The 23,766-nt window shown below is 60.8% G+C and carries 22 protein-coding genes; 11 read left to right on the top strand and 11 right to left on the bottom strand.

The annotated features are described in order from the left end of the window. Positions 1 to 70: 70 nt before the first annotated feature. On the bottom strand, positions 71 to 1,255 hold the full coding sequence (pobA, locus tag ACGJAX_RS00380; protein WP_390960037.1) for a 4-hydroxybenzoate 3-monooxygenase: 1,185 nt from the start codon (positions 1,253 to 1,255) through the stop codon (positions 71 to 73). Positions 1,256 to 1,445: 190 nt separating this feature from the next. Here pobA and ACGJAX_RS00375 point away from each other — a divergent pair, with 190 nt between their 5' ends. Next, positions 1,446 to 2,342: a helix-turn-helix domain-containing protein gene (locus tag ACGJAX_RS00375; protein WP_090324844.1), complete on the top strand. Its 897-nt coding sequence runs from the start codon at positions 1,446 to 1,448 to the stop codon at positions 2,340 to 2,342. 9 nt (positions 2,343 to 2,351) lie between these two features. Here ACGJAX_RS00375 and ACGJAX_RS00370 read toward each other — a convergent pair whose 3' ends face one another. Continuing rightward, positions 2,352 to 2,528, bottom strand: a complete 177-nt coding sequence (locus ACGJAX_RS00370; RefSeq protein WP_162837843.1) for a hypothetical protein — start codon at positions 2,526 to 2,528, stop codon at positions 2,352 to 2,354. Between the two features lie 88 nt (positions 2,529 to 2,616). Further along, entirely contained in the window at positions 2,617 to 3,522 is a 906-nt protein-coding gene (locus tag ACGJAX_RS00365) for a LysR substrate-binding domain-containing protein (RefSeq protein WP_390957159.1), read from the bottom strand. A 140-nt stretch (positions 3,523 to 3,662) separates the two neighbouring features. Between ACGJAX_RS00365 and ACGJAX_RS00360 the strand changes: the two genes are divergently transcribed. Both ACGJAX_RS00360 and ACGJAX_RS00355 read left to right on the top strand, forming a co-directional pair. After that, positions 3,663 to 4,547, top strand: coding sequence for an MBL fold metallo-hydrolase (locus tag ACGJAX_RS00360; RefSeq protein ID WP_390957158.1), 885 nt, complete (start codon positions 3,663 to 3,665; stop codon positions 4,545 to 4,547). Positions 4,548 to 4,617: 70 nt separating this feature from the next. Beyond that, entirely contained in the window at positions 4,618 to 5,232 is a 615-nt protein-coding gene (locus tag ACGJAX_RS00355; protein WP_390957157.1) for an NAD(P)H-binding protein, read from the top strand. Positions 5,233 to 5,363: 131 nt separating this feature from the next. Here the strand turns inward: ACGJAX_RS00355 and ACGJAX_RS00350 are convergent, their stop codons facing one another. Further along, positions 5,364 to 6,245 carry a LysR substrate-binding domain-containing protein gene (locus tag ACGJAX_RS00350; protein ID WP_090324837.1) on the bottom strand — a complete coding sequence of 294 codons (882 nt, stop codon included), beginning with the start codon at positions 6,243 to 6,245 and terminating at the stop codon, positions 5,364 to 5,366. A 159-nt stretch (positions 6,246 to 6,404) separates the two neighbouring features. Here ACGJAX_RS00350 and ACGJAX_RS00345 point away from each other — a divergent pair, with 159 nt between their 5' ends. The 6 genes from ACGJAX_RS00345 (at position 6,405) to ACGJAX_RS00320 (ending at position 13,853) form a co-directional block, all read left to right on the top strand. Continuing rightward, positions 6,405 to 8,042 (top strand): 5-guanidino-2-oxopentanoate decarboxylase, encoded by a 1,638-nt coding sequence (locus tag ACGJAX_RS00345; protein WP_390957156.1) that lies wholly within the window; start codon positions 6,405 to 6,407, stop codon positions 8,040 to 8,042. Positions 8,043 to 8,050: 8 nt separating this feature from the next. Further along, complete coding sequence (locus ACGJAX_RS00340; protein ID WP_390960035.1) at positions 8,051 to 9,499, top strand: aldehyde dehydrogenase family protein; 1,449 nt, start codon at positions 8,051 to 8,053, stop codon at positions 9,497 to 9,499. A gap of 218 nt (positions 9,500 to 9,717) precedes the next feature. Beyond that, on the top strand, positions 9,718 to 10,821 hold the full coding sequence (locus tag ACGJAX_RS00335) for an extracellular solute-binding protein (protein WP_247257363.1): 1,104 nt from the start codon (positions 9,718 to 9,720) through the stop codon (positions 10,819 to 10,821). 206 nt (positions 10,822 to 11,027) lie between these two features. Further along, positions 11,028 to 11,936: an ABC transporter permease gene (locus tag ACGJAX_RS00330; RefSeq protein WP_247257362.1), complete on the top strand. Its 909-nt coding sequence runs from the start codon at positions 11,028 to 11,030 to the stop codon at positions 11,934 to 11,936. Then, on the top strand, positions 11,933 to 12,781 hold the full coding sequence (locus ACGJAX_RS00325) for an ABC transporter permease (RefSeq protein WP_247257361.1): 849 nt from the start codon (positions 11,933 to 11,935) through the stop codon (positions 12,779 to 12,781). Before ACGJAX_RS00330 ends, ACGJAX_RS00325 begins: the two co-directional genes overlap by 4 nt. A gap of 16 nt (positions 12,782 to 12,797) precedes the next feature. Then, complete coding sequence (locus tag ACGJAX_RS00320; protein WP_390957155.1) at positions 12,798 to 13,853, top strand: ABC transporter ATP-binding protein; 1,056 nt, start codon at positions 12,798 to 12,800, stop codon at positions 13,851 to 13,853. A gap of 79 nt (positions 13,854 to 13,932) precedes the next feature. Here ACGJAX_RS00320 and ACGJAX_RS00315 read toward each other — a convergent pair whose 3' ends face one another. Continuing rightward, positions 13,933 to 14,862, bottom strand: a complete 930-nt coding sequence (locus tag ACGJAX_RS00315; RefSeq protein ID WP_390957154.1) for an AraC family transcriptional regulator N-terminal domain-containing protein — start codon at positions 14,860 to 14,862, stop codon at positions 13,933 to 13,935. Positions 14,863 to 15,199: 337 nt separating this feature from the next. On the opposite strand from ACGJAX_RS00315, the gene ACGJAX_RS00310 reads away from it, so the two are divergent. Both ACGJAX_RS00310 and ACGJAX_RS00305 read left to right on the top strand, forming a co-directional pair. Beyond that, positions 15,200 to 15,553: an antibiotic biosynthesis monooxygenase gene (locus tag ACGJAX_RS00310; protein ID WP_390957153.1), complete on the top strand. Its 354-nt coding sequence runs from the start codon at positions 15,200 to 15,202 to the stop codon at positions 15,551 to 15,553. 41 nt (positions 15,554 to 15,594) lie between these two features. Then, entirely contained in the window at positions 15,595 to 15,825 is a 231-nt protein-coding gene (locus ACGJAX_RS00305) for a hypothetical protein (protein ID WP_090324824.1), read from the top strand. Here the strand turns inward: ACGJAX_RS00305 and ACGJAX_RS00300 are convergent, their stop codons facing one another. From ACGJAX_RS00300 to ACGJAX_RS00275, 6 genes are all read right to left on the bottom strand, one after another. Continuing rightward, complete coding sequence (locus ACGJAX_RS00300; protein ID WP_248916050.1) at positions 15,826 to 16,455, bottom strand: flavin reductase family protein; 630 nt, start codon at positions 16,453 to 16,455, stop codon at positions 15,826 to 15,828. Positions 16,456 to 16,634: 179 nt separating this feature from the next. After that, positions 16,635 to 16,850 carry a hypothetical protein gene (locus tag ACGJAX_RS00295; protein WP_390957152.1) on the bottom strand — a complete coding sequence of 72 codons (216 nt, stop codon included), beginning with the start codon at positions 16,848 to 16,850 and terminating at the stop codon, positions 16,635 to 16,637. A 315-nt stretch (positions 16,851 to 17,165) separates the two neighbouring features. Continuing rightward, positions 17,166 to 18,485, bottom strand: a complete 1,320-nt coding sequence (locus ACGJAX_RS00290) for an MFS transporter (protein WP_090324821.1) — start codon at positions 18,483 to 18,485, stop codon at positions 17,166 to 17,168. Positions 18,486 to 18,803: 318 nt separating this feature from the next. Beyond that, on the bottom strand, positions 18,804 to 20,138 hold the full coding sequence (locus ACGJAX_RS00285) for a sigma-54 dependent transcriptional regulator (protein WP_390957151.1): 1,335 nt from the start codon (positions 20,136 to 20,138) through the stop codon (positions 18,804 to 18,806). Then, entirely contained in the window at positions 20,132 to 21,898 is a 1,767-nt protein-coding gene (locus tag ACGJAX_RS00280) for an ATP-binding protein (RefSeq protein ID WP_090324818.1), read from the bottom strand. Before ACGJAX_RS00280 ends, ACGJAX_RS00285 begins: the two co-directional genes overlap by 7 nt. 230 nt (positions 21,899 to 22,128) lie before the next feature. Continuing rightward, complete coding sequence (locus tag ACGJAX_RS00275) at positions 22,129 to 23,652, bottom strand: fumarate hydratase (protein WP_090324817.1); 1,524 nt, start codon at positions 23,650 to 23,652, stop codon at positions 22,129 to 22,131. Positions 23,653 to 23,766: the final 114 nt, after the last annotated feature.

Raw genomic sequence — 23,766 nt, 5'->3', positions numbered from 1 at the left:
CCTGCGGGCAGTGATAACCCGCAAGTGGCAAGGCGAGCGGGGATGCTCGCCAGTGTAAGTCGGTAGCAGGCTATTCGATAGCCTCATACGGAAGGCCGACATAATTTTCTGCAATGGTTTTCCGGCCAGCCTCAGAATCAACGAAGTACTCCAGCTCCGACTCGGCAATGCGCTGGCTAAAGGCATCATGATCATCGAAGCGGTGCAGCATCGAGGTCATCCACCAGGAAAACCGTTCAGCCTTCCACACTCGCCGCAGGCAGACTTCGGAGTACTTTTCCAGCAGGTCGACACGGCCTTCGCGGTAAACCTTCAGCAGGATATTGAACAGTGTGCTGACGTCGCTGGCAGCCAGGTTCAAGCCCTTGGCGCCGGTGGGCGGGACGATGTGCGCCGCGTCGCCGACCAGGAACATCCGCCCGTACTGCATCGGCTCAACCACGAAACTGCGCAGTGGCGCGATGCTTTTCTCGATCGACGGTCCGGTCACCAGGTTGTCTGCCAAAGCTTGTGGCAGACGGCATTTAAGCTCATCCCAGAAGCGCTGATCGGACCAGTTCTCGACGCTTTCGTCAGCCGGCACCTGCAAGTAATAACGGGTGCGGGTCGCCGAGCGCATGCTGCACAGGGCAAAACCTCGCTCATGGCGGGCATAGACCAGTTCTTCGTGGACCGGAGGCGTGTCGGCAAGAATCCCCAGCCAGCCGAAGGGATAGACCCGTTCGAAGACCTTCAGGCACTCGGCGGGAATCGACTGTCGCGCCACGCCATGGAAGCCGTCGCATCCGGCGATGTAATCGCAGTCGAGGCGATACTGTTCGCCGTCTTTTTCAAAGGTGACAAACGCTTCATCGGTTTTCATGCCGTGGGGCACGACGTGGCTTGCCTGGTAAATCGTCTGGGCGCCGGCGACCTGACGAGCGGCCATCAGGTCGCGGGTGACCTCGGTCTGGCCGTAGATCATCACGTTTTTTCCGCCGGTCAGGGCTTGCAGATCGATGTGGATCCGGCGTCCGTCGAGGGCCAGTTCGAAGCCGCCGTGGGGCAATCCTTCGGCGTCCATGCGCTGACCCACGCCGGCCTGGCGCAACAGCTCTACCATGCCTTGTTCGAGGACCCCGGCGCGGATTCGCCCGAGCACATAATCCGGGCTTTGACGTTCGAGAATGAGGGTGTCGATGCCGGCGTTGTGCAGCAATTGACCGAGCAGCAGACCGGAAGGACCGGCGCCAATGATGGCGACTTGGGTTTTCAGGGTTTTCATTGTTTTTATGACTCGCAAGCTGCACACGACCAGGGTCGGTGAGTGAGTTTTATGGATCGAGTGCTTGCATTTTTCACTTGCGGGTCTGTCAATTGAAGGTGAAAACTGAGCTGATACCTGTACATTCTGCCAATCGGTGCGATTATCGCCCGTCATCTATTCCGAGGCCTGGATTGAAGTGATGAACAAGCCTGACCTGCCTTCGATTCCAGTGTTCAAGCTCTACGGTGAAAGCCTGGATTGGCCAACCCCGGACTTGCTGCACTGTGAAACCATTTCCAAACGCAGTCGCGAACATCAATGGGAAATCAAACCCCATCGCCACGCCGATTTATGCCAGTTGCTCTTCGTGTTCAAAGGTCAGGCAGAGCTTGAAATCGAAGGCAAACGTACGCAGCTGAGCGAACCGGCAATCCTGGTCCTGCCGCCGTTATCGGTGCATGGCTATCGTTTTTCCGAAGATGTCGAAGGCTTTGTCGTGACCCTGGCGGCGCCGCTGATCGCCCACCTGCAGGCGCAACTGGGGCAGTCGGTAAATGCACTGGCCCAGGCCGAGAGTTACCCGGCGGGCGAGAACAGCGAGTACCTCAACAGCCTGTTTTCGGCCTTGCAAGCCGAATACACAGGGCACCAGCCGGCGCGGGAAATGCTGATGCATTCGCTGGTCAGCGTGATCATGGTATGGATCAGCCGCCAGGTGATTCAGCGTCGTAACGCCACGCAGCGACCACAACGCGCCCGGGAATATCTCAACGGGTTCATTCAACTGGTGGAAGAAACCTATCGCCAACACGTCAAGGTCGAGGATCTGGCCCATCGACTGGGGATTTCCGTGTCCCACCTCAATGGTACCTGTCGCGAACTGGCCGGCCAGCCGGCGTTGCAGATCATGCACGAACGCCAGTTGCTGGAGGCCAAGCGCTTGCTGACCTACACCAGCATGACCATTTATGAAATGTCCGACGTGTTGGGGTTTTCAGATCCGACCAACTTCACGCGCCTGTTCCGACGCCGGGTGGGGATCTCGCCCAAGGCTTTCCGCGACCGCTTGAAGGCCGATCAGGGCAACGAGGCCTGACCTCTTCGTTTACCGCAGGGCGTTGAGGGTCGCGTTGTGTGGAATGCAGCGCTCGAAGTTGCAGCTGGCATATTCACGGGGCAGGTTGCGTAACTGCTCGACCCGCCAGGCCGCAGCGCCATAGAGCCCGAGCGTGACCGCGCAGGTGATGAAGATGGCGAGGTACCTTCTGGTTTTGATGTTCATGGCGCTGACCTCTGAACGAATACCTTTCGGTATTACTTTGAGCATAGGTCAGCGCTACTGAGTTGCCAGCTCGTACAGGGAACGGAGTTTAAAGGCCGACATCCCACACCGGTTCTTCGGGGAATCTCACCACCAGAAAATCCAGCAGGCTGCGCAATGCCGCCGGCATGTGTTTGCGCGAGGCGTATACCGCGTACACGCTCATCTGTCGCGGCTCGGCCCCTGGCAGCAAGCGCACCAACTCGCCGCTATGGATGTGCACGCCAGCCTGATAGGTCGGCAGCATCGCCACCCCGGCGCCGGCCATCGCCGCGCGCATGAGAGTGCTGGCTTCATTGGCGCTTATGTTGCCCTGGACGGGCACCGAGACCTCTTCGCCGTCCTGTTCGAAATGCCACAGGCTTTTGCCGAAGTAGGAATGGGTCAGGCAATTGTGCTGGCTCAAGTCCTCGACCCGTTGCGGGGCCGGGTGCTCGCGCAGGTAGGCGGGGGAGGCGCAGATCACCGAGCGGCAGACGGTCAGTCGGCGGGCGATCAGGTTGGGGTCCAGATCATTGCTGGTGCGAATCGCCAGATCGATGCGCTCATCGACCAGGTTCACGGTGCGATCGAGCATCTGCATGTCGATGCTCACGCCGGGGTAGCGCTTGACGTATGCCGCCATGGCATCAGCCAGCTGCGCCTGACCGAATGAAGTACTGACGCTGATCCGCAGCAGGCCGCGCGGAGCTTCGTCCGGTTCGCTGACGGCGGCTTGCATGTCGCTGGATAATTCGAGCATTTGCCGGCATCGGGGCAGGATTTCGCTGCCGGCGGCGGTCAGGCTCAACTTGCGTGTGGTGCGGTGCATCAAGCGCGCGCCGACCCAGTCTTCCAGCTCCGCCAGATACCGCGAAACCACCGGCCGGGATAGCTCCAGATGATCGGCGGCGGCCGACTGGCTACCGAGGTCGACCACCGTGACGAACACTCGCATTGCTTGTAGACGATCCATGATTTGCCCGATTTCAGAAACAAACTATGTTCCAGCATCGCATTTTTTGTACTGAACCGTGCAACTAAGCTGCGTTCCCTGTAGGAGCAAGCTCGCTCCTGCAAGGGACCACGACAGCCATTGGATTTACGGAGCAACAGATGATTGGTTTCACCACTCTCAAACGCGTTTTACTGGCCGGCGCCGCCTTGGGTTTTGCCACTCACGCTGCTGCATCGACGTTGACACTGGATGTTTACAACCCCGGCGATAAGGCTATTTTTCCGGTGTCGTCGGTGCTGGTCAGCGGGGAGAAAGAGGCCATTCTGGTGGATGCCCAATTCGGCAAGTCCCAGGCCGAACAGGTGGTGGAAAAAATCCGCGCCAGCGGCAAGCAACTGACCACCATCTACATCAGTCACGGCGACCCGGATTATTACTTCGGCCTCGACACCCTGACCGCTGCCTTCCCCAAAGCCAAAGTGCTCGCTTCCCGGCCGACCGTTGAGCACATCAAGCACACCGTCGACGGCAAACTGGCATTCTGGGGCCCGAAAATGGGGGCGGATGTTCCGTCCAAAACCATCGTGCCGCAGGTGCTGAAGGGCGACAGCCTGATGCTCGAAGGGCAGAAACTGCAGGTAGTCGGTCTTGAGGGCCGGCAACCGGATCGCAGCTTCGTGTGGATTCCATCGATCAAGGCCGTGGTCGGTGGTGTGGTGGTGGCAGAAAACATCCATGTGTGGATGGCCGATACCCAAACCCCGCAGTCCCACGCCGATTGGTTGGCTACGCTGCAGTCGATCGAAACCCTGAAGCCGAAAACCATCATCCCGGGTCATTACCTCGGTGACAGCGCCCGTTCCCTGGCGGCTGTGCAATTCACTGCCGATTACATCAAGGCCTTCGACGAAGAAACCGCCAAGGCCAAGGATTCTGCCGCGCTGATCGCCGCGATGAAAAAGCGCTTCCCGACCCTGGGTGACGAAAGCTCCCTGGAGTTGAGCGCCAAGGTCGCCAAGGGCGAGATGAAGTGGGGTGAATGAGTTTTTGTGATGACTGCTACATAAACATTTTTTGTCGCTACAGATACACCTCAACCAACTGGAGAACGTCATGAGCAAAATCGCAATCATCGGGGCCACCGGTCGTGCCGGTAGCCAGCTGTTGGAAGAAGCCCTGCGTCGTGGTCACAGCGTCACCGCCATCGCCCGCGATACTTCGAAGATCGGCCCGCGTGCCGGTGTGGTCAGCCAGAATGTCGACGCCCTCGACAGCGCGGCGTTGCAAGCCGCAGTCGCCGGTCATGACGTGGTGATCAGCGCCGCGCATTTCTCCACGCTGCCTGCCAGTGCCGTCATCGGGCCGGTGAAGAAGGCCGGGGTCAATCGCTTGCTGGTGGTGGGCGGTGCCGGGTCTTTGTTGTTGCCGGATGGCACCCGGGTGATCGACAGCAAAGGCTTCCCGGCAGAGTACAAGGCAGAGGCCGGGGCGGGTGCCGAGTTTCTGGAGAATCTGCGTCAGGAACAGGATCTGGACTGGACCTTTCTGTCGCCGTCGGCAGAGTTTGTCGAAGGCAAACGCACGGGCAAATTCCGGATCGGCAAGGATGATTTGCTGGTGAGCAGCGAAGGGCGTAGCTGGATCACGTTTGCCGACTATGCGATCGCCATGCTCGATGAAGTGGACGCGCCGAAGCACATTCGTCAGCGGTTTACCGTCGGGTACTGAACAGACGTTTTCTGTGGGAGCGAGCTTGCTCGCGATAGGGGGTGATCAATCAACAGTGATGTTGACTGATTCAGCGCCCTCGCGAGCAAGGTCGCTCCTACAGGGGGGGCTCACGCCAGGATTCCTGGCTTTCAGCGACTCTGCGCCTGTTCCACCAACCACCCCATCAACTCGCGTAATTTCGCCGAAGGTCCTGGTTTTTCGGGGAAAACCAGGTAATACGCCAAGCCGGTTTTTACGATCAGATCGAAGGGCATGACCAGCCGCCCGGCATTCAGGTCATCGCCAATCAGCGACCAGTCACCGATCGCCACACCGGTTCCCTGCGATGCCATCGACATCGCCAAATCCAGGGTTTCGAAATGCTGACCCTTGCTCACATTGCTCAAGCGAACATCCGCCGTGGCCAACCAGGTCTTCCAGTCCCGTTCATCCCGGGTCGGGTGCAGCAACATGTGCTGTTCCAGATCCTCCGGCCTTTGCAGCGGCACGGGGCCTTCGAGCAATGGCTTGGAACACACCGGTGTCAGCCGTTCCTCGAACAGGCGTTGCGACACCAGCGAAGCGTCCGGGGGCGCGCCATACATCACGGCCGCGTCGAATTGTTCGCGATGAAAATCCACACCGTGCTTGACCGTGGTGGTCAGTTCGACCGGCACGTCCGGGCGTTCTTTCTGCCACTGCAACAGGCGTGGCAACAGCCAGCGCATGACGCAGGTCGGGGCCTTGAGTTGCAGGGTTTCGCGCTTCTCGCCGATCTGCTCCACCGCTTCGTCGATCAGGCCGAAAATCTGCCGGACCCGTGGCAGCCATTCCCGTCCTTCGGCGGTGAGGTCGAGGCCGCGGGCCTGACGGATGAACAGTTCATAACCCAGGTGATCTTCCAGCCCGGCAATCTGCCGGCTCACCGCGCCCTGAGTGATGTGCAGTTGCTCGGCGGCCCGGGTGAAGTTGCAGCACTGCGCGGTAATCAGAAATGTGTACAGCGCCGGCAGGGGAGGCAGTCGTTTCATTCGGATCCAAGGTATGACGTGAGGACATGGCTAGTATGACTTTTTATCCATTGTTGCGGCTACGTGTCGCCCGTTCCAATGAGGCCATCCCTGGACCTGCGAATCCATCATAAACACTGCGCAGGCCCGGCGTCTCAATCGAACAAGAAGGGCAATGACATGGCGACGTGTGGCGAAGTATTGGTCAAGTTACTCGAAGGTTACGGGGTGGAGCAGGTGTTCGGCATCCCCGGGGTTCATACCGTGGAGCTGTATCGCGGGCTGGCCCGTTCGAGCATCAACCATGTCACGCCGCGTCACGAACAGGGCGCCGGTTTCATGGCCGACGGCTATGCCCGTACCAGCGGCAAACCAGGCGTGTGCTTCATCATCACCGGCCCGGGCATGACCAACATCACCACCGCGATGGGCCAGGCCTACGCCGATTCGATCCCGATGCTGGTGATCTCCAGCGTGCAATCGCGCAACCAGTTGGGCGGCGGTCGCGGCAAGCTGCATGAGCTGCCGAACCAGGGCGCCCTGTGCGCCGGTGTCGCGGCGTTCTCCCACACCCTGATGTCGGCGTCGGAATTGCCGGGTGTTCTGGCCCGTGCGTTTGCGCTGTTCCAGGCCGGTCGTCCGCGCCCGGTGCACATCGAAATTCCGCTGGATGTACTGGTGGAAGAAGCCGACGACCTGCTCGACAGCGTCCCGGTGAACATCGACCGTGCCGGTGCTTCGCCGAGCGCAGTGTCGCGCATGGCCGAGATGTTGGCCGGCGCCAAGCGTCCGCTGATTCTCGCCGGTGGCGGTGCCATCGATGCCGCTGCCGAGCTGACTGAACTGGCTGAGCTGCTGGAGGCGCCTGTCGCGTTGACCATCAATGCCAAAGGCATGCTGGAGTCTGGCCATCCGCTGCTGATCGGTTCGACCCAGAGCCTGGTCGCCACCCGTGCGCTGGTCGCCGAGGCAGACGTGGTGCTGGCCATCGGTACTGAATTGGCCGAGACCGACTACGACGTCACCTTTGCCGGTGGTTTCGAGATTCCTGGCAAGTTGCTGCGCGTGGACATCGACCCGGATCAAACCGTGCGCAACTACCCGCCGCACCTGGCGCTGGTGTCCGACTCGCGCAACGCGGCGCAAGCCTTGTTGAGCGCGCTGTCGGATAAATCGTTGGCCCAGCGCCAGGGCGATTGGGGTCAGGTCCGTGCCGCGCGTTTGCGTGAAGAGCTGGCGGCCTCCTGGGATGCGCCGACCCTGGCCCAGACCTGTTTCCTGGAAACCGTGCTGCAGCAATTGCCTGACGCGGTGTTCGTCGGCGATTCGACCCAACCGGTGTACACCGGCAACCTGACGTTCAACCCGGAGCGCCCGCGTCGCTGGTTCAACTCGTCCACCGGTTACGGCACCCTCGGTTACGCCTTGCCGGCCGCGATTGGCGCCTGGTTGGGTGGCAGCACCGAAGCTGGCGCCCGCCCGCCGGTGGTGTGCCTGATCGGCGACGGTGGCCTGCAATTCACCCTGCCGGAACTGGCCAGTGCCGTTGAAGCGCGCACACCGGTGATCGTGCTGCTGTGGAATAACCAGGGCTACGAAGAGATCAAGAAATACATGGTCAACCGCGCCATCGAGCCGGTCGGCGTGGACATCTATACACCGGACTTCATTGCTGTGGCCAAGGGCCTGGGCTGCGCCGCCGAAGCGGTCAGCGACGTCGAGCAACTGCGTGGTGCATTGCGCGTGGCCTCGGATCGTCAAGGCCCGACCCTGATTGAAATCGATCAGACTGCCTGGACCAAGGCGGTGTCGAAATGAGCGTTGCCTTGACCTTACCAACCACTCTGGACGGCCTGTTCATTGACGGCCAATGGTCGGCCGGCAACGAACACTTGCGTGTGATCAACCCGTCGACCGAAGCCTTGTTGACCACGGTCAATGGCGGTGACGAACGGGCTGTCGAGCAAGCGGTCGGCGCGGCGACCAAAGCGTTCGCCGACTGGTCGAAAACCACCGGTGCCGAGCGTGGTGCGATTCTGCGCAAAATCGCCGCTGGCGTGCAGGCCGGTCGTGACCGCCTGATGCATTTGCAGTCGACCAACAACGGCAAGCCACAGTTCGAAGCGGCCATCGATGTCGACGACGTGATCGCCACGTTCGAGTACTACGCCGGTCTGGCCGAAGGCCTCGACGCGAAACAGGACAGCGCCGTCGAATTGCCGAGCGAAGATTTCAGCGCTCGTCTGCGCCGCGAACCCTGCGGTGTGGTCGGCCTGATCGTGCCATGGAACTTCCCGATGGTCACCACGGCCTGGAAACTCGCCCCGGCCCTGGCTGCCGGTTGCTGCGTGGTGCTCAAACCGTCGGAAGTGACGCCGCTGCCGGAGCTGGAACTGGCCCGCATCATTGCCCAGGCCGGTTTGCCCGATGGCGTGTTCAACCTGGTATGCGGCACGGGTCTGGCGGTCGGCGCACCGTTGTCGGCGGACCCGCGCATCGCCAAGGTGTCGTTCACCGGCAGTAACGCGGTAGGCGTGCAAGTCATGCAGCGCGCGGCGGAAACCGTCAAGGGCGTGAGCCTGGAACTGGGCGGAAAATCCTCGTTGCTGGTGCTGGCCGATGCCGATATCGATTTGGCGGTGGAAGTCGCCTGTGGCGGCGGATTCTTCAACGCCGGGCAAATGTGCTCGGCCACCAGCCGCGTGCTGGTCGCCGATGAAGTGGCCGATGAATTCCTGATTCGTCTGAAGGCCCGTGCCGAAGCGATTCGCGTGGCAGACCCGTTCGACCCGAACGTGGAGATGGGCGCGCTGGTCAACCAGGCGCAATACCAGCGCGTGCTCGGCCACATCGACCGCGGTCTGAGTGCCGGTGCCAAGCTGATTTGCGGCGGAAATCGTCCGGCGGATCTGCCGCGCGGATATTTTTTGCAGCCGACAATCTTCACGGAAGTGCCCCTCGACAGTGCGTTGTGGTGTGAAGAGATTTTCGGCCCGGTGATCTGCGTACGCAGCTTTGCCAGCGAAGCCGAAGCGATTGCCTTGGCCAACGACAGCCAGTTCGGTCTGGTCGCCAGCGTGGTCACGCGTGATGCACAGGCAGCGGATCGCGTCGCCAACGCTTTGCAGGCGGGGCTTGTGTGGATTAACGCACCCCAGGTGATCTTCCCGCAGACCGCCTGGGGTGGCTACAAACAGAGCAGCATCGGCCGCGAATTGGGCCCATGGGGCTTGCAGGCATTCCAGGAAATCAAGCACGTGATTCGGGCCGTCTGAAGGCACGAAAAAGGTGAGTGCATGCCTCCAAACGAGGCATGCACTGGCGTCATGGCTTCGATGAGTTTTTATCGATAGTCAGGTGTTTTACACGACCTCAGGATGAACCCGTCGGCTCAGCTCAAGCCCCGTAAACAAGGGGGTTTGAAGCTGGTCTGGCCGCGCGGATGCAACGGTTGCGACCAACCTAATACTTAAAAAAACAAAGGGAGTCCGTAATGGGCAAGCACGATCTGAACAGACGTCAATTCATCAAGACCGTGGGCGTAGCCTCGGTTGCAGCGGCAGCCATGAGCCTGCCGTTCGTCAGGGCCAATGCCAGTGACACGCGCTTTCAGGGCAAGACCCTGCGTCTGCTGACCTGGTCCGATGACACCGGTCTCGCCGCACTGCGCAACATCGCCGCGACTTTCGAAGACAAGTACGGTGTCAAGGTCATCGCCGACCGCACCGGCAGTACCTCGGAGATGGTTGCCAAGCTCAAGGCCGGCGGTGATCGTCCGCAGTACGACATCATCACCCTGGCAGGCGTTGGCGCCGAAGGTCTGGCCGCCGCCAACCTGCTGGAAAAACCTGACCTCAACCGCATTCCGAATATCGTCGACGTACCGGAAAAATACCGCACCGGCGCCAATGGCCACGGTATCGGTTACCTGCTCTGGTGCAACAGCCTGGTCTACAGCACTCGCACGCAGAAGGAAGCTCCGGACAGCTACGCCGCCCTGTGGGACGCCGAGCTGGCACCGAACATCTTCCTGCCGCCGCCGAACTGGACCGAGGCCATGGACCTGATCATCATCGCCGCCAAACTGGCCGGTGGTGACGAACACAACATCGAGCCTGGCTTCAAGAAGCTCGCCGAGCTCAAGGACCGCGTGGTGACCCTGGGTGAAAACCCGAACCAGATCGCCGAACTGTTCCGCACCGGTTCGCTGGACATGGGGGGCCTGTATGCGCCGGCATTTTTCCCGAAACAGATCCGCGATCCGAACTACGGCCTGAGTGCAACCTTCGGCATGAAAGAAGGTTTCTACACCGACCTGATGCAATCGGTGATGCCGAAAAACCGTCCGGGCGACACCGACCTGGCCTACGCCTTCATCAACCACTCTCTGGACCCGCTGGTACAGGGCAAGATGGCCGAAGACATCTACAACGGCCCGGTCAACGCCAAGGCGATCATCTCCGCCGAAGCGCGCAAGAGCCCGTACATCCTCACGCCAGAGCAGATTGCCGAGAAGGCGATCATGCACGACAACGCCTTCCTGGCCACCGTGCATGACCAATGGATTCGTCGTTACACGGAAATCTTTTCTTCCTGATTTCTGAGGTTCAAAGAGCTTTTGTGGCGAGGGAGCTTGCTCCCGCTCGGCTGCGCAGCAGCCGCAATACCAGGCACCGCGATCTATCCGGATCAGCACGGTGATTGATTGGGGCCGCTTTGCGACCCAGCGGGAGCAAGCTCCCTCGCCACAGGTTTTTTACCCAATCTCAGTCTTGCTGCTTTCCATTGACGAGACCCTTTGCTATGGAACACCAACCTCTGACCCATCCGGTGAGTGCCGCCCCCGTGCGCGCCGATCGGGGTGTTTCGCCGACGACGCGCGCCTGGCTATTTCTTTCGCCGTCGATGCTGTTCATGGGCGTGCTGATTGCCGCCAGCCTGCTGGTCCTGCGCATGAGCGTGGGCACCAAGGGCGCGGAATGGACCGGGTTCAGCCTGGCCAGCTACGCACAATTGCTGGAACCCTACTACCTCAAATCCCTGGTCCTGACCTTGCGCCTGGCGCTGATCAGCGCGGTGATCGCGGTCGTGCTGGCGATCCCTGTGGCCTACACCATGTCGCGCCTGACCTCGCCGTTCGTGCGCCGGATTTTCCTCGCGGCGGTGCTGCTGCCATTGCTGGTCAACCTGCTGCTGCAAAGCTACGGCTGGCTGGTGATTCTCGGCCCGGGCGGGATGCTCAACCAGACGCTGATGGGCCTGGGCCTGATCAAGCGTCCGATCATGCTGCTGTACAACCAGAACGGCGTGTTGATGGGCCTGGTGCAAACCGCCTTCCCGCTGGCCGTACTGCCAATCGCCAGTGCCATGCGCGGCGTTGCCCGCAGTTACGAAGAGGCCGCCGCTACCCTGGGCGCCAGTCGTTTTCAAGTGTTCCGCCAGGTGGTGCTGCCGATGAGCCTGCCGGGGATCATCACCGGTGCGACCCTGGTATTCGCTTACAACGCCAGCAGCTTCGTGGTGCCGCTGCTGCTCGGTGGCCGTCGCGTGCCGATGCTGGCGGTGATGGTGCATGACCAGATCGCGCCGCTGATGAACTGGCCCGCCGCGTCCGCTGCCGGTGTGGTGCTGATCGTTACCACGCTGGCGATCATGACGTTGTCCGAATACATCACTGGCCGTCGTCGGCGCATGCTGGAGGCTTCGCAATGAGTACCCTGATCAAAAAGCGCCAGTCGCTGTTGCCGGGAGAGACCGGCAAGTTCGCGGGCATACTGTCCGGCTTCATCCTGTTGCTGGCGGTGTTGCCGATCCTGACCATGATCGTCATGTCCTTCAGTGGCTCGTCGAACCTCGACTTCCCGCCGAGCAGCTACAGCCTGCAATGGTACAAGGCCGCCTGGCACACCTTCGTTTCGCCGGACGCCAGCGACGTGCTGAGCCTGGGCAAAGCCATGACCACCAGCCTGATGGTGTCGTGCCTGACCATGGTCTTCGCGACGCTGATCGCAGTGCCGGCGGCGTACGCGCTGACCCGTTGCGAGTTCCGCGGCAAAGCCGTGGCGATGCAGTTGATGTCGCTGCCGCTGGTCTTCCCGATGGTGGTGTTGGGCCTGGCGTTGCTGCTGGTGTTCGACAGCCTGCCGTTCCAGATGACCATCTCGCGCCTGGTGATTGCCCACGTGATCCTGGCGTTGCCGTTCGTGGTGAAGAACTGTACGGCCGCCATGCTGTCCATCGGCAGCGAAGTCGAGGAGGCGGCGCAAATGCTCGGCGCTTCACCGCTGCGGGCGATCGTCGATGTGGTGGTGCCGTTGATGAAATCGGGGATTCTGGCGGGCATGCTGCTGGCGTTCATCGTTTCGTTCAACGAATTCACCGTGACCTACTTCCTCTACACCATCGACGTCATGACCGTGCCGATCTGGATGTACAGCCGCACCGTGTCCTCGCTCGACCCAACCGTATTTTCGTTTGCCGTGCTGATCGTGCTGATCGACTTCGTCCTGATCTGGGCGCTGGAGAAGCTGGTTGGTGAAGGTGGCGTTTCGTTCTGATTTCTTGAGGTGATTTATGTCTGGCTTGATTCTGGAAAACGTCGAGAAACGCTACGGCTCGGCCTGCGCGGTAAAAGATGTAAACCTGCATTTGCCCGAGGGCAAGCTGGTGTGTTTCCTGGGCCCTTCGGGTTGCGGCAAAACCACGTTGCTGCGGATGATCGCCGGCCTGGAAACCCTGTCCGGCGGTGAGATTCGTCTGGACGGTGAAGACATCGGCCAAACCCCGGCGCACTTGCGCAATTTCGGCATGGTGTTCCAGTCCCTGGCCCTGTTCCCGCACATGACGGTCGGGGAGAACATCGCTTATCCACTGAAACTGCGCGGGGTCAGCAAGGCTGATCAGCAGGCGCGAGTGGTGGAGTTGCTGGAGTTGATCCAGTTGCAGCAGATGATTGATCGTCCGGTGGCGAAACTGTCCGGCGGGCAGCGCCAGCGCGTGGCGATTGCCCGGGCGATTGCCAATCACCCGAAAATCCTGTTGCTCGACGAACCGCTGTCGGCGCTGGATGCCAAGCTGCGCGAGTCGATGCAGGTGGAAATCCGTCAACTGCAACAACGCCTGAACATCACCACCATCATGGTGACTCACGACCAGCGCGAAGCCATGACCATGGCGGATATCGTGGTGGTCCTGGGTGAGCATCGGGTGCAGCAGGTCGGCACGCCGATCGAAATCTACCGGCACCCGGCCAACGAATTCGTCGCGGATTTCATCGGCTCGGGCAACATCTTCCCGGCCACGGCGCTGGGTAATGGGAAGGTCAGTCTTCCGGGCGGCGATGCGCTGCAAGTGCCGATCTGCAGCAGCATTGTGGTCGGTGAGAAAGTGAAGATGCTGATTCGCCCGGAAGACCTGCAACTGTCGGAGCCGCAGGCGACGGCGGGCAATCGTCTGTTGGGCAAGGTGACGTTTGTGCGGGATATCGGCGCGACCATCGAAACCACGGTCGAGTGTTCCGGGGTGACGTTCACGGCGCTTAGCACACCGTGTCAGGGCTTTGGCTTGAGCGTTGGGCATCCGGTGTCGGTGACCTTGCCGGCGGAGGCTTGCAGGGTGTTGGGCGCCTGATCCGGATTGGATGTTGGCCTGTCTGGCCTCTTCGCGAGCCTGCTCGCGATGGGGCCGGTACTGACGGCATAAATCCGGATTAAACGCTCAACCGCAACCGCGCCAGATCCCGCAACGGCGGCGCGCCGAACAAATGGCTGTACTCGCGACTGAACTGCGAAGGGCTTTCATACCCGACGCGGTAACCTGCGGCCGAAGCTTCCAGCCCTTCGGCCAGCATCAAGCGTCGCGCTTCCTGCAATCGCAGTTGCTTCTGATACTGCAACGGGCTCATCGCCGTCATCGCCTTGAAACGATGATGCAGCGTCGAAACGCTCAGATTCACTTCTTTCGCCAGATCATCGATGCGCAGCGGCTGTTCATAATTGCTGTTGAGCCATTTGATCGCCTGGCTGATGCGGTGGCTCTGACTGTTGGCGATGGCAATTTCGTATAGCCGGTGTCCCTGTTTGCTGCGCAGCAACCGATAGAGAATTTCCCGGCGAATCAGTGGCGCGAGCATGGCGATGTCTTTCGGTGTGTCGAGCAACCGCGCCAGGCGCAGCACCGCATCGAGCATCGCGCTGTCGAGCCGTTCGACATACAGGCCGCGCCCGGTCGGTCGTGTAGGCACGCCAAGCGGACCTGCGTCGGCGATCAACGCGGTGATTTCCGTCGGGTCGATGTCCAGCCGCACGGCCAGTATCGGTTCTTCGGCCGAGACGTTCACCACCCGGCCGCTCAGAGGCATCGAGACAGAGACCACCAGGTAGTTGAGCGGATCGTAATTGAAGTACTCGTCGGCCAGCCGAACTTCCTTGCGCCCCTGGGCCATGATGCACAGCGCCGGTTGCGCCAGCACCGGGGCGAAGTCGTGGTTTTGGCTATGACGCGACATGAACAGCGAATCAACAGCGGTGGCATAACTGCCATCTTCGGCGGTGTTGCGACGAATGATCGCCGCCAGTTCCGCGCGCTGTTTCTCCATGTCGGCGTCCAGCGGGGCTTGAAAGTGATCGAGCGACGACATGCGAGGCATCCTCGGCAAGGTTGGGTTTGACGGGCAGAGCATAAGTTTGTGCAAGCGACAGCGGTAGACACATCCTGCCTGATGCTTGCCTGATTCTGCATGGGTGTTGCTTTCTCCCCCGACAAGACCTGACAGGCGCGGGGAAACTTGCTTGAAACTCGTGGGGCAGAACCGTGACAGGGTTTTGCCGATTGTTACAGAGAATCCCTGCACGCTCGCAGGATTGTGCAACGCCCCGGCAGAAATCGACTAACGAGCCACGCGCGCCAACCCTTAACCTTTGATCCTGTCGCAGCCCGTCCCCCGGCTGCCACGCGACTCCCCGGGAGGGTTGAACATGTCAAAGCAGATCCCCGTCAGTCATATGGCCTTCGTTCGAGCGCGCGCCGGGCGTTCGCAGGAGCTGGGTATGCGCCTGAGCGCATTGATCGAGCCGTCTCGCGCCGCGCCAGGCTGCCTGAACTTTGCCTTGCAGCATTCGCAATGCGATCCGCAGCTGTGGCTGGTGTCCGGTTTCTGGAGCAATCAACAGGTCATGACCGCGTACTTCAACACGCCGGCGATGGAGATTTTTGCGGAGCTGGTGCAGGAACTGGTGGTCGACAGCCTGGATTTCCATACCTTCAAGGATGTGTCGGCGGAACAGGCCCTCGGTCAGTCCGGCGCAGCAGTACACAAACTGGCCGGTTGAGGGTTTAATGACGACATTCTCAACCCGCCAGGATTCGTGACATGGCAAGAAAAGCCTTTGAACACTTCGAAGCTGTTTCCGCTGTAGTACCGGGTGAGGGCGGCTACCACGCCGCAATCGCCGTCAAAGCGCTGGGAGGGGCCGGCGCCCCGCGTTTTCACAAGGTGCTCGAAGGCCAGACCTTCAAGACCGCCCACGAGGCCGACGAAGCGGCCGCCAGGGAGCTGACTCGCCTCAAGGACGTCAAGGAAAACACCGACCTGCTCTGGTGATCACTTCACTGCCCCCGGGCGGTACATCTTGAACAGCGCCTCAGGCCCCAGCTGGAAATAATCCGCCGGCCCGCCGCCGCGCAGAATCGGTTCTGCCGCGGCGGTGTCGTAGACCCCGTCCTTCAACAGCCATTTGGCGATATGCACGGCGACCACTTCGCCCAGAATCAGCCAGCTCGGCACGACATTCCCATCCGCTCGCTGCAACTGAATGATCTGCGTGACCTTGCACTCGAAGGACACCGGGCTTTCGGCGACTCGCGGCACCTGAATGACTTTCGACGCGACGGGCGTCAGCCCCGACAGCTCGAACTCGTCGACCTCTGGCCCGACCATGGCGCAGCTTTGGTTCATCTGTTCGGCCAATGGCCGGGTGGCCAGGTTCCACGCGAATTCGCCGGTCTGCTCGATGTTGTTCAGGCTGTCTTTGCGTCCGATGCTGGAAAAACCAATGATCGGCGGAATGTAGTTGAAGGCATTGAAGAAGCTGTAGGGCGCCAGGTTCAAATGGCCCTCGGCATCCTGTGAAGAGATCCAGCCAATGGGGCGCGGGCCGACGATGGCGTTGAACGGATCGTGGGGCAGGCCGTGGCCGTTGGCGGGTTCGTAAAAGTGGATGTCGTCGGGCATCGGGTAAACCTGGGTTTTTCGAGAGAGGGTCATATTGCTGGCGACGATGAGTAATTTCCAGTCAATCGCAAGAGATGGGGTCTTCTATGGGGAACCTGTGGGAGCGGTTGTCATAATTTGTGTTCCCCCGGAAATGACTCAGCCCGGCCGAAGCCGGGCTGTGGTACCGCGATTGCGGATCAGCTGATGGAAGCGCCGCCCGTGCGGTCGTAGCCGTCTTCGGCGACGGTGGCGCCGCCCGTGCGGTCGTAGCCATCTTCGGCGACAGTGGCAGAGCCGGTGCGGTCATAGCCGTCTGCTGCAACAGCGGAGCCGGTACGGTCAAAGCCGTCGGCGGCGAAGGTGTTGGCGGTCAGTACGGTGAGGGCCAGGGCGAGGAACAGTTTGGTTTTCATCTTCATTTCTCCAGATTCGTTGGCGGTTGTGTCTTGGGCATGGGTCTCATGCTACGCCAATTAAACTGATTAAAAAGCGCAAATAAATGCTAAAAACAATCGATTAAATAGATGTTAAGGGCCGCAGATGTTTTTGCTTTCAAGGTCTGAGTGAGCGCATCAGCGTTTATCGATCAGGCAGGTTCAGGGTGGTGGTTGAGCATTAACTCGTGATTAATCCGGCTCTCGCGGGAGTGAAGGTTTTTTCATGGCAGCCAAACAAAAAAGGGGCAGACCCATGACGGTCTGCCCCTTTCGATGGTGATGCGGCTGGACTTAGTCCGTGACGATCCGCGAATGCTTGCGGGTGTCTTTCATGGTGATGTACACCAGCAGCGACACGGCGATGCAGGCGGTGACGTACCAGTAGTAACCGGTTTCCATGCCGATGCTCTTGAACCACAACGCGATGTATTCAGCGGTGCCGCCGAAGATCGACACGGTCAGTGCGTAGGGCAGACCAACACCCAGTGCGCGGATTTCGGTCGGGAACAGTTCGGCTTTGACCACCGCATTGATCGAGGTGTAGCCGCTGACAATGATCAGCGCCGCCATGATCAGGAAGAACGCGCCCCACCACGTGGTGATGGTGTGCAGGGTGGTGAGGATCGGTACGGTGAACAGCGTGCCCAGGATGCCGAAGGCAATCAGGATCGGCCGACGACCGATTTTATCCGACAGGCCGCCGATGACCGGTTGCAGGCACATGAACAGGAACAGTGTGGCGGCGGAAATGGTGGTGGAGTCGGAAATGCTCATGCCGACGGTATTCACCAGGTATTTCTGCATGTACGTGGTGTAGGTGTAGAACGCCAGGGTGCCGCCCATGGTCAGGCCGACCACGGTCATCAGTTCCTTCGGATGACGCAGCAAGGTGCGCATCGCGCTTTCCTTGGCTTTTTCCTTCTTGGTGAACGATTCGGTTTCTTCCATGCCGCGACGCAGGTACAGCGCGACGACGGCACACAGTGCGCCGATGGCGAACGGAATGCGCCAGCCCCAGGCATAAAGCTCCTCGGTGGTCAGCAGTTGTTGCAATACGATCAATACGGCCAGGGCGATGAGCTGGCCGGAAATCAGGGTCACGTACTGGAAGCTGGAGTAGAAGCCACGACGTTCCTTGGTTGCCATTTCGCTGAGGTAAGTGGCGGAGGTACCGTATTCGCCACCGACCGACAGGCCCTGCAGCAAGCGGGCGAACACCAGCAGGATCGGCGCGCCGATACCGATGATTTCATAGCCCGGGCTCAGGGCGATCAGCAGCGAGCCAAAACACATCAGGTACACCGAGGCCATCAGGGCCTTTTTGCGCCCGACCTTGTCGGCATACAGGCCCATCAGCCAGCCACCGATCGGGCGCATCAGGAAGCCCACGGCGAAGATTGCGGCGGTGTTCAGCAGTTGTGCAGTGGTGTCGCCTTTCGGGAAAAAGGTTTTGGCAAAGTACAACGAGAAAGCGGCGTAGACGTACCAGTCATACCACTCGACCATGTTGCCGACGGAACCGCTGAAGATCGATTTGATGCGGCTGGAGGTGGTGCGTTCTCTTGTCGGCGCGGCGGCCGACCCACGGGGCAGGGTATTGGAGTTATCCATTGAAGGATCCTTCGTCTAATTATTTTTTGTGGAGCGCGCGTTAACGCAGCCTGCGGGGGCTATAGCAGGAGGTGTGCCAAGGGGTAGAGGGCCGGTTTAGAGGGGTTTGAGCGGTTTGATGAGCGGAAATCCGCTCATGAAAAATTGGGCGTGAGCGAAAAATTGCTCATGGGGTCATGGGTGATGTTGCCTGGACCTGCCTCTTCGCGGGCAAGCCCGCTCCCACAATGACCGAGCTGATCGCGAATTTTGTGTACGACACCGGCCCCTGTGGGAGCGGGCTTGCCCGCGAAGAGGCCATCAAAGGCGCTGGAGCATTCAGTTTTCTTGCAGGAACATCTCTCGGCTCAAGCCATGGCGCTGCATCTTTTCGTTGAACGTGCGGCGTGGCAGTTGCAGCTCTTCAAGCACGGCCTTGACGTCACCCTTGTGTCGCGTCAGCGCTGCGCGCAGGCACTGGGCCTCAAAGGCTTCCTGCTGCGCCGCCAGTGACTGCCCGGGGTCGATGCCTGCCGGAACAGGCTCGCCAAGTCCCAGTACCTGACGCTCGGCGACATTCGCCAGTTCGCGCACATTGCCCGGCCAGTCGTGGCTCAACAGGTGGCTCAACTGCGGCCCGCTCAGCGGCGGCAGGGTACGTCCCAGGCGCTCGGCGGCATGGCGGGCGAACGATTCGTACAACAACGGAATGTCTTCGCGGCGGTCGCGCAGCGGTGGCAGGCGCAGTTCGGCGACGTTCAGGCGATAAGCCAGATCCTCACGGAAACGTCCGGCCCGTGCCTCGTCGAGCAGGTCCGGCTTGGTCGCGGCAATGATCCGCAAGTCCACGCGGATACTCTGATTCGAGCCCAGGCGTTCCAGTTTCTGCTCCTGCAACACCCGCAGCAGCTTTACCTGCTGTGCCAGGGGCATGCTTTCGATCTCATCGAGAAACAGCGTGCCGCCATCGGCGTATTCGAGTTTGCCGATGCGTTTGCCCTGGGCGCCGGTAAACGCACCGCTTTCGTGGCCGAACAGTTCGGCTTCAAACAGCTGCTCGGGGATGGCCGCGCAATTCAATGCTACAAAAGGTTTGTCCGCACGCGGGCCGAAATCGTGCAGGCAACGGGCGACCAGCTCCTTGCCGCTGCCGGTTTCGCCGCGGATCAGTACGTTGACTGGCAGTGACGCCAGTTCCAGTACCTGCCGGCGCAAGGTTTGCAAGCCACGGGACACGCCCAACAGCGTGGCATCGAGTTTGGCGCGGTTGTCCGCCTGTTCGTGCAGGGCGCGGTTTTCCAGGACCAGCCGGCGCTTGTCCAGTGCCCGGCGCAAACTGCCAAGCAGGGCTTCGGGGCTGAAGGGTTTTTCCAGAAAGTCGTAGGCGCCGTCGCGCATCGCATCGACGGCCATGGGCACGTCGCCATGGCCGGTCAGGAGGATCACCGGCAGCTCGGCATCGCGCTGCTGCACTTCGGCCAACAGGTCCAGGCCGCTCATGCCGGGCATGCGTACATCGCTGAGAATCACCCCGGCAAAATGTTTCGGTAACTTCGCCAGGCACTCGTCAGCCCGGCTGAACAACTGAACGTCGAAACCCGACAGGCTCAGCCATTGTTCGACGGCGCTGCGAATGCTGCTTTCGTCGTCGACCACCATCACGGAATTCAGCATGAGCCATGGGCCTCCAGGTCGATGGGCAGGGTCAGGGAGAACACCGCGCCTTTGTCGCGATTACCGGCAGTCAGGCGCCCGCCCGATTCGTGAACGATTGCAAACGAAACCGCCAGCCCGATGCCCAGTCCGTCGCCGACCGGTTTGGTGGTGAAGAACGGGTCGAACACTTTGGCCAGGTTCTCTTCGGCGATACCGCCACCGTTGTCGATGACGCTCAGGCGCCACAATTGTTCATCGGCCTCGAGACGGATTTCCAGGCGCTTGCAGGGTTTATCCTGCATCGCGTCCAGCGCGTTGCGCAGCAGGTTGATCAGCACCTGTTCCAGGCGAATCGCATCACCCCGTACCCAGGCCGGGCGGGTCAGGTGCAGCACGGTGCTGACCTGTTCATCGCGCAATCGGGTATCGAGCAGCTCCAGGGACTGATCCACCACCGCCGCCAGATCGAGGCGTTCGCGCAAGCCGCTGGGGCTTTTGCGGGCGAAAGTTTTCAGGTGGCCGGTGAGGGCGGCCATGCGGGTCAGCATCTCGTCCACGGGTTTGAGTGCCTTGTAGGCGTCGTCGACGCGGCCGTGGTCGAGCAGCAACCTCAGCGTGGCAAGCTGCATGCGCTGAGCAGTCAAAGGCTGGTTGATCTCATGGGCAAGGGCGGCGGACATCTGCCCGAGGGCGGCGAGTTTGGCCGATTGCACCAGGCCTTCCTGGGCGGTGCGCAGGTCGCGGGTACGTTCTTCTACCAGCTGTTCAAGCTCTTCGCGGCTGCGCTGACGCATTTTCGCCAGCCGCCAGCGCTGATTGAGGAACAGCAGCAGAAATACCAGGGTCAGCCACAGGCCGGCAGCGGCGAGGGCGGCGTTGCGACTGTCTTCGAACGCCACCTGCGGGCGACGCAGCAGGTGCAGGGTCCAGCCTTCGGCAGTCAGCGGCAGGGACTCCCATAGGTAATCTGCCTTGCCGTCCGGGCCATCGACCCGCGCCAGCTCGCTGTTTTCGTCGAAGCGGCGCAGCGATTGATAATCAAGCGGTGTCAGTGGCTGCTTGTCGTATTGGCGGGTGGCCTTGAGTTCGGCGTGATCGCTGTCGTTCAGCGGCTTCAGTTGGCGGTAACGCCAGCCCGGCTGGTTGGCGATAAAAATGATCCCGCGCGCATCGCTGACCAATAGCGTGTCGCTGCCTTGACGCCACTCCCGTTCCAGCTCGGGAAACTCCAGTTTGACCACCATGGCCCCGAGAAACTGCCCGTCGTCATCGGTGACGGCGCTGGACAGGAAGTAACCAGGTATACCACTGGTCACGCCCACGGCGTAAAAGCGCCCGGTGCCCTGGGTGCGGGTCTGACTGAAGTAAGGGCGGAAGCCGTAGTTGTGCCCGACGTAGCTGCTGGGCAGGCGCCAGTTACTCGCCGCCACGGCCAGGCCGTTGCGATCGAGCAGTTCCAGGGTCGAGGACTCGGCGGCGCCGTTGATTTTTTCCAGCTTGCGGTTCAGCACGTCCTGTTGCTCGGGGCTTACCGGGCCATTGAGTGCTTCGCGTAATTGCGGGTCCAGCGCCAGCACCGAGGGCAGGGCACGGTAACGTTCGATCAGGGTATGCAGTGACGTGGCGTACAGCGCCAATTGTTGATTGGCCCGGGCGGCGTCTTCGACCATGGATTGGCGCAGGGTGTGACGCGTGGCCAGGGTGGCGGCGATGACCGCACCGGCGATGATCACCAAGGTGTAGATCGTCAGACGCAAGGGGCGGGATAACTCGAACATGCTGGGTATTACACACAGGTACAGAGGGGGCGCACCATAACATGAGCCGCTTGCCCCTTGTAGGAGCGAGCCTGCTCGCGATGGTCGTCAACGATAACGCGGGGCACCCGACAGACCGTGTCGTCCATGGGTCCATCGCGAGCAGGCTCGCTCCTACAGGGGCACGCGTCTGGCAATAAAAAAGGCGACAGGGGTAGCCCTGTCGCCTTTTCGGTGGTCAGTCGAAAGGCTTACTGCACTTCCACTGCCAGGCTGTCACTGATCTTTTTCTGCCAGATGGCAGGACCGGTGATGTGTACCGACTCGCCGTTGCTGTCGACTGCAACAGTGACCGGCATGTCTTTCACGTCGAACTCGTAGATTGCTTCCATGCCCAGTTCGGCGAAAGCCACCACGCGGGATTTCTTGATGGCTTGCGCCACCAGGTAAGCCGCGCCACCGACAGCCATCAAGTAGACGGCCTTGTGGTCCTTGATCGCGTCGATGGCGGTCGGGCCACGCTCGGATTTACCGATCATGCCCAGCAGGCCGGTTTGCTCGAGGATCTGACGGGTGAACTTGTCCATCCGCGTGGCGGTGGTCGGGCCAGCCGGGCCAACCACTTCTTCGCGGACCGGATCGACCGGGCCGACGTAATAGATGAAGCGGCCCTTGAGGTCTACCGGCAGGGTTTCACCCTTGTTCAGCATCTCGACCATGCGCTTGTGCGCGGCGTCGCGACCGGTGAGCATCTTGCCGTTGAGCAGGATGGTTTCGCCCGGCTTCCAGCTCTGCACTTCTTCCGGGGTCAGGGTGTCGAGGTTGACGCGACGAGCCGACGGACCCGCTTCCCAGACGATTTCCGGGTAGGCGTCCAGCGGTGGCGCTTCCAGGGATGCCGGGCCGGAACCGTCGAGCACGAAGTGTGCGTGGCGGGTGGCGGCGCAGTTCGGGATCATGCACACCGGCAACGAAGCGGCGTGAGTCGGGTAATCCATGATCTTCACGTCGAGCACGGTGGTCAGGCCGCCCAGGCCTTGTGCGCCGATACCCAACTGGTTGACCTTCTCGAACAGCTCCAGACGCATTTCTTCGATGCGGTTCTGTGGGCCGCGGGCCTTCAGTTCGTGGATGTCGATGGATTCCATCAACACTTCCTTGGCCATCACCGCGGCTTTCTCGGCGGTGCCGCCGATGCCGATGCCGAGCATGCCCGGTGGGCACCAGCCGGCGCCCATGGTCGGAACGGTCTTCAGCACCCAGTCGACGATCGAGTCGGACGGGTTGAGCATGGCCATTTTCGATTTGTTCTCGGAACCGCCGCCCTTGGCCGCCACGTCCACTTCCACGGTGTTACCCGGAACGATGGAGTAGTGGATAACGGCCGGGGTGTTGTCCTTGGTGTTCTTGCGAGCGCCTGCCGGGTCGGCAAGGATCGAGGCACGCAGGACGTTTTCCGGCAGGTTGTAGGCGCGACGAACGCCTTCGTTGATCATGTCGTCCAGGCCCATGGTGGCGCCATCCCAACGTACGTCCATGCCCACACGGACAAACACGGTCACGATGCCGGTGTCCTGGCAGATCGGACGGTGGCCGGTGGCGCACATGCGCGAGTTGATCAGGATTTGAGCGATGGAGTCACGGGCGGCCGGCGATTCTTCACGCAGGTAGGCCTCGTGCATCGCCTGGATGAAATCCACGGGGTGGTAGTAGGAAATGAACTGCAGGGCGTCGGCAACGCTCTGAATCAGGTCGTCTTGCTTGATCACGGTCATGAGTCGCGCTCCTCTAAAAGACGGGAACATTCAATAAGGTGCTTGCAGCTTGGGTGCATCGGTCGGTTGCAAGCACCTTTCAAGGCACGCCGGGCATGCTGGCGCGACGCTAAA

The sequence above is a fragment of the Pseudomonas moorei genome, assembly GCF_042846945.1.
Taxonomy (GTDB): domain Bacteria; phylum Pseudomonadota; class Gammaproteobacteria; order Pseudomonadales; family Pseudomonadaceae; genus Aquipseudomonas; species Aquipseudomonas moorei.
Note: the sequence above shows the minus strand (reverse complement) of the source record. Positions and strands in the feature narration are given on the sequence as shown.

Bases quoted from the DNA above. Each gene is read 5' to 3' on its own strand.
- ACGJAX_RS00375 (WP_090324844.1), top strand. From the start codon at position 1,446: ATGAACAAGCCTGACCTGCCTTCGATTCCAGTGTTCAAGCTCTACGGT.
- ACGJAX_RS00370 (WP_162837843.1), bottom strand. From the start codon at position 2,528: ATGAACATCAAAACCAGAAGGTACCTCGCCATCTTCATCACCTGCGCG.
- ACGJAX_RS00365 (WP_390957159.1), bottom strand. From the start codon at position 3,522: ATGGATCGTCTACAAGCAATGCGAGTGTTCGTCACGGTGGTCGACCTC.
- ACGJAX_RS00360 (WP_390957158.1), top strand. From the start codon at position 3,663: ATGATTGGTTTCACCACTCTCAAACGCGTTTTACTGGCCGGCGCCGCC.
- ACGJAX_RS00355 (WP_390957157.1), top strand. From the start codon at position 4,618: ATGAGCAAAATCGCAATCATCGGGGCCACCGGTCGTGCCGGTAGCCAG.
- ACGJAX_RS00350 (WP_090324837.1), bottom strand. From the start codon at position 6,245: ATGAAACGACTGCCTCCCCTGCCGGCGCTGTACACATTTCTGATTACC.
- ACGJAX_RS00345 (WP_390957156.1), top strand. From the start codon at position 6,405: ATGGCGACGTGTGGCGAAGTATTGGTCAAGTTACTCGAAGGTTACGGG.
- ACGJAX_RS00335 (WP_247257363.1), top strand. From the start codon at position 9,718: ATGGGCAAGCACGATCTGAACAGACGTCAATTCATCAAGACCGTGGGC.
- ACGJAX_RS00330 (WP_247257362.1), top strand. From the start codon at position 11,028: ATGGAACACCAACCTCTGACCCATCCGGTGAGTGCCGCCCCCGTGCGC.
- ACGJAX_RS00325 (WP_247257361.1), top strand. From the start codon at position 11,933: ATGAGTACCCTGATCAAAAAGCGCCAGTCGCTGTTGCCGGGAGAGACC.
- ACGJAX_RS00320 (WP_390957155.1), top strand. From the start codon at position 12,798: ATGTCTGGCTTGATTCTGGAAAACGTCGAGAAACGCTACGGCTCGGCC.
- ACGJAX_RS00315 (WP_390957154.1), bottom strand. From the start codon at position 14,862: ATGTCGTCGCTCGATCACTTTCAAGCCCCGCTGGACGCCGACATGGAG.
- ACGJAX_RS00310 (WP_390957153.1), top strand. From the start codon at position 15,200: ATGTCAAAGCAGATCCCCGTCAGTCATATGGCCTTCGTTCGAGCGCGC.
- ACGJAX_RS00305 (WP_090324824.1), top strand. From the start codon at position 15,595: ATGGCAAGAAAAGCCTTTGAACACTTCGAAGCTGTTTCCGCTGTAGTA.
- ACGJAX_RS00300 (WP_248916050.1), bottom strand. From the start codon at position 16,455: ATGCCCGACGACATCCACTTTTACGAACCCGCCAACGGCCACGGCCTG.
- ACGJAX_RS00295 (WP_390957152.1), bottom strand. From the start codon at position 16,850: ATGAAAACCAAACTGTTCCTCGCCCTGGCCCTCACCGTACTGACCGCC.
- ACGJAX_RS00290 (WP_090324821.1), bottom strand. From the start codon at position 18,485: ATGGATAACTCCAATACCCTGCCCCGTGGGTCGGCCGCCGCGCCGACA.
- ACGJAX_RS00285 (WP_390957151.1), bottom strand. From the start codon at position 20,138: ATGCTGAATTCCGTGATGGTGGTCGACGACGAAAGCAGCATTCGCAGC.
- ACGJAX_RS00280 (WP_090324818.1), bottom strand. From the start codon at position 21,898: ATGTTCGAGTTATCCCGCCCCTTGCGTCTGACGATCTACACCTTGGTG.
- ACGJAX_RS00275 (WP_090324817.1), bottom strand. From the start codon at position 23,652: ATGACCGTGATCAAGCAAGACGACCTGATTCAGAGCGTTGCCGACGCC.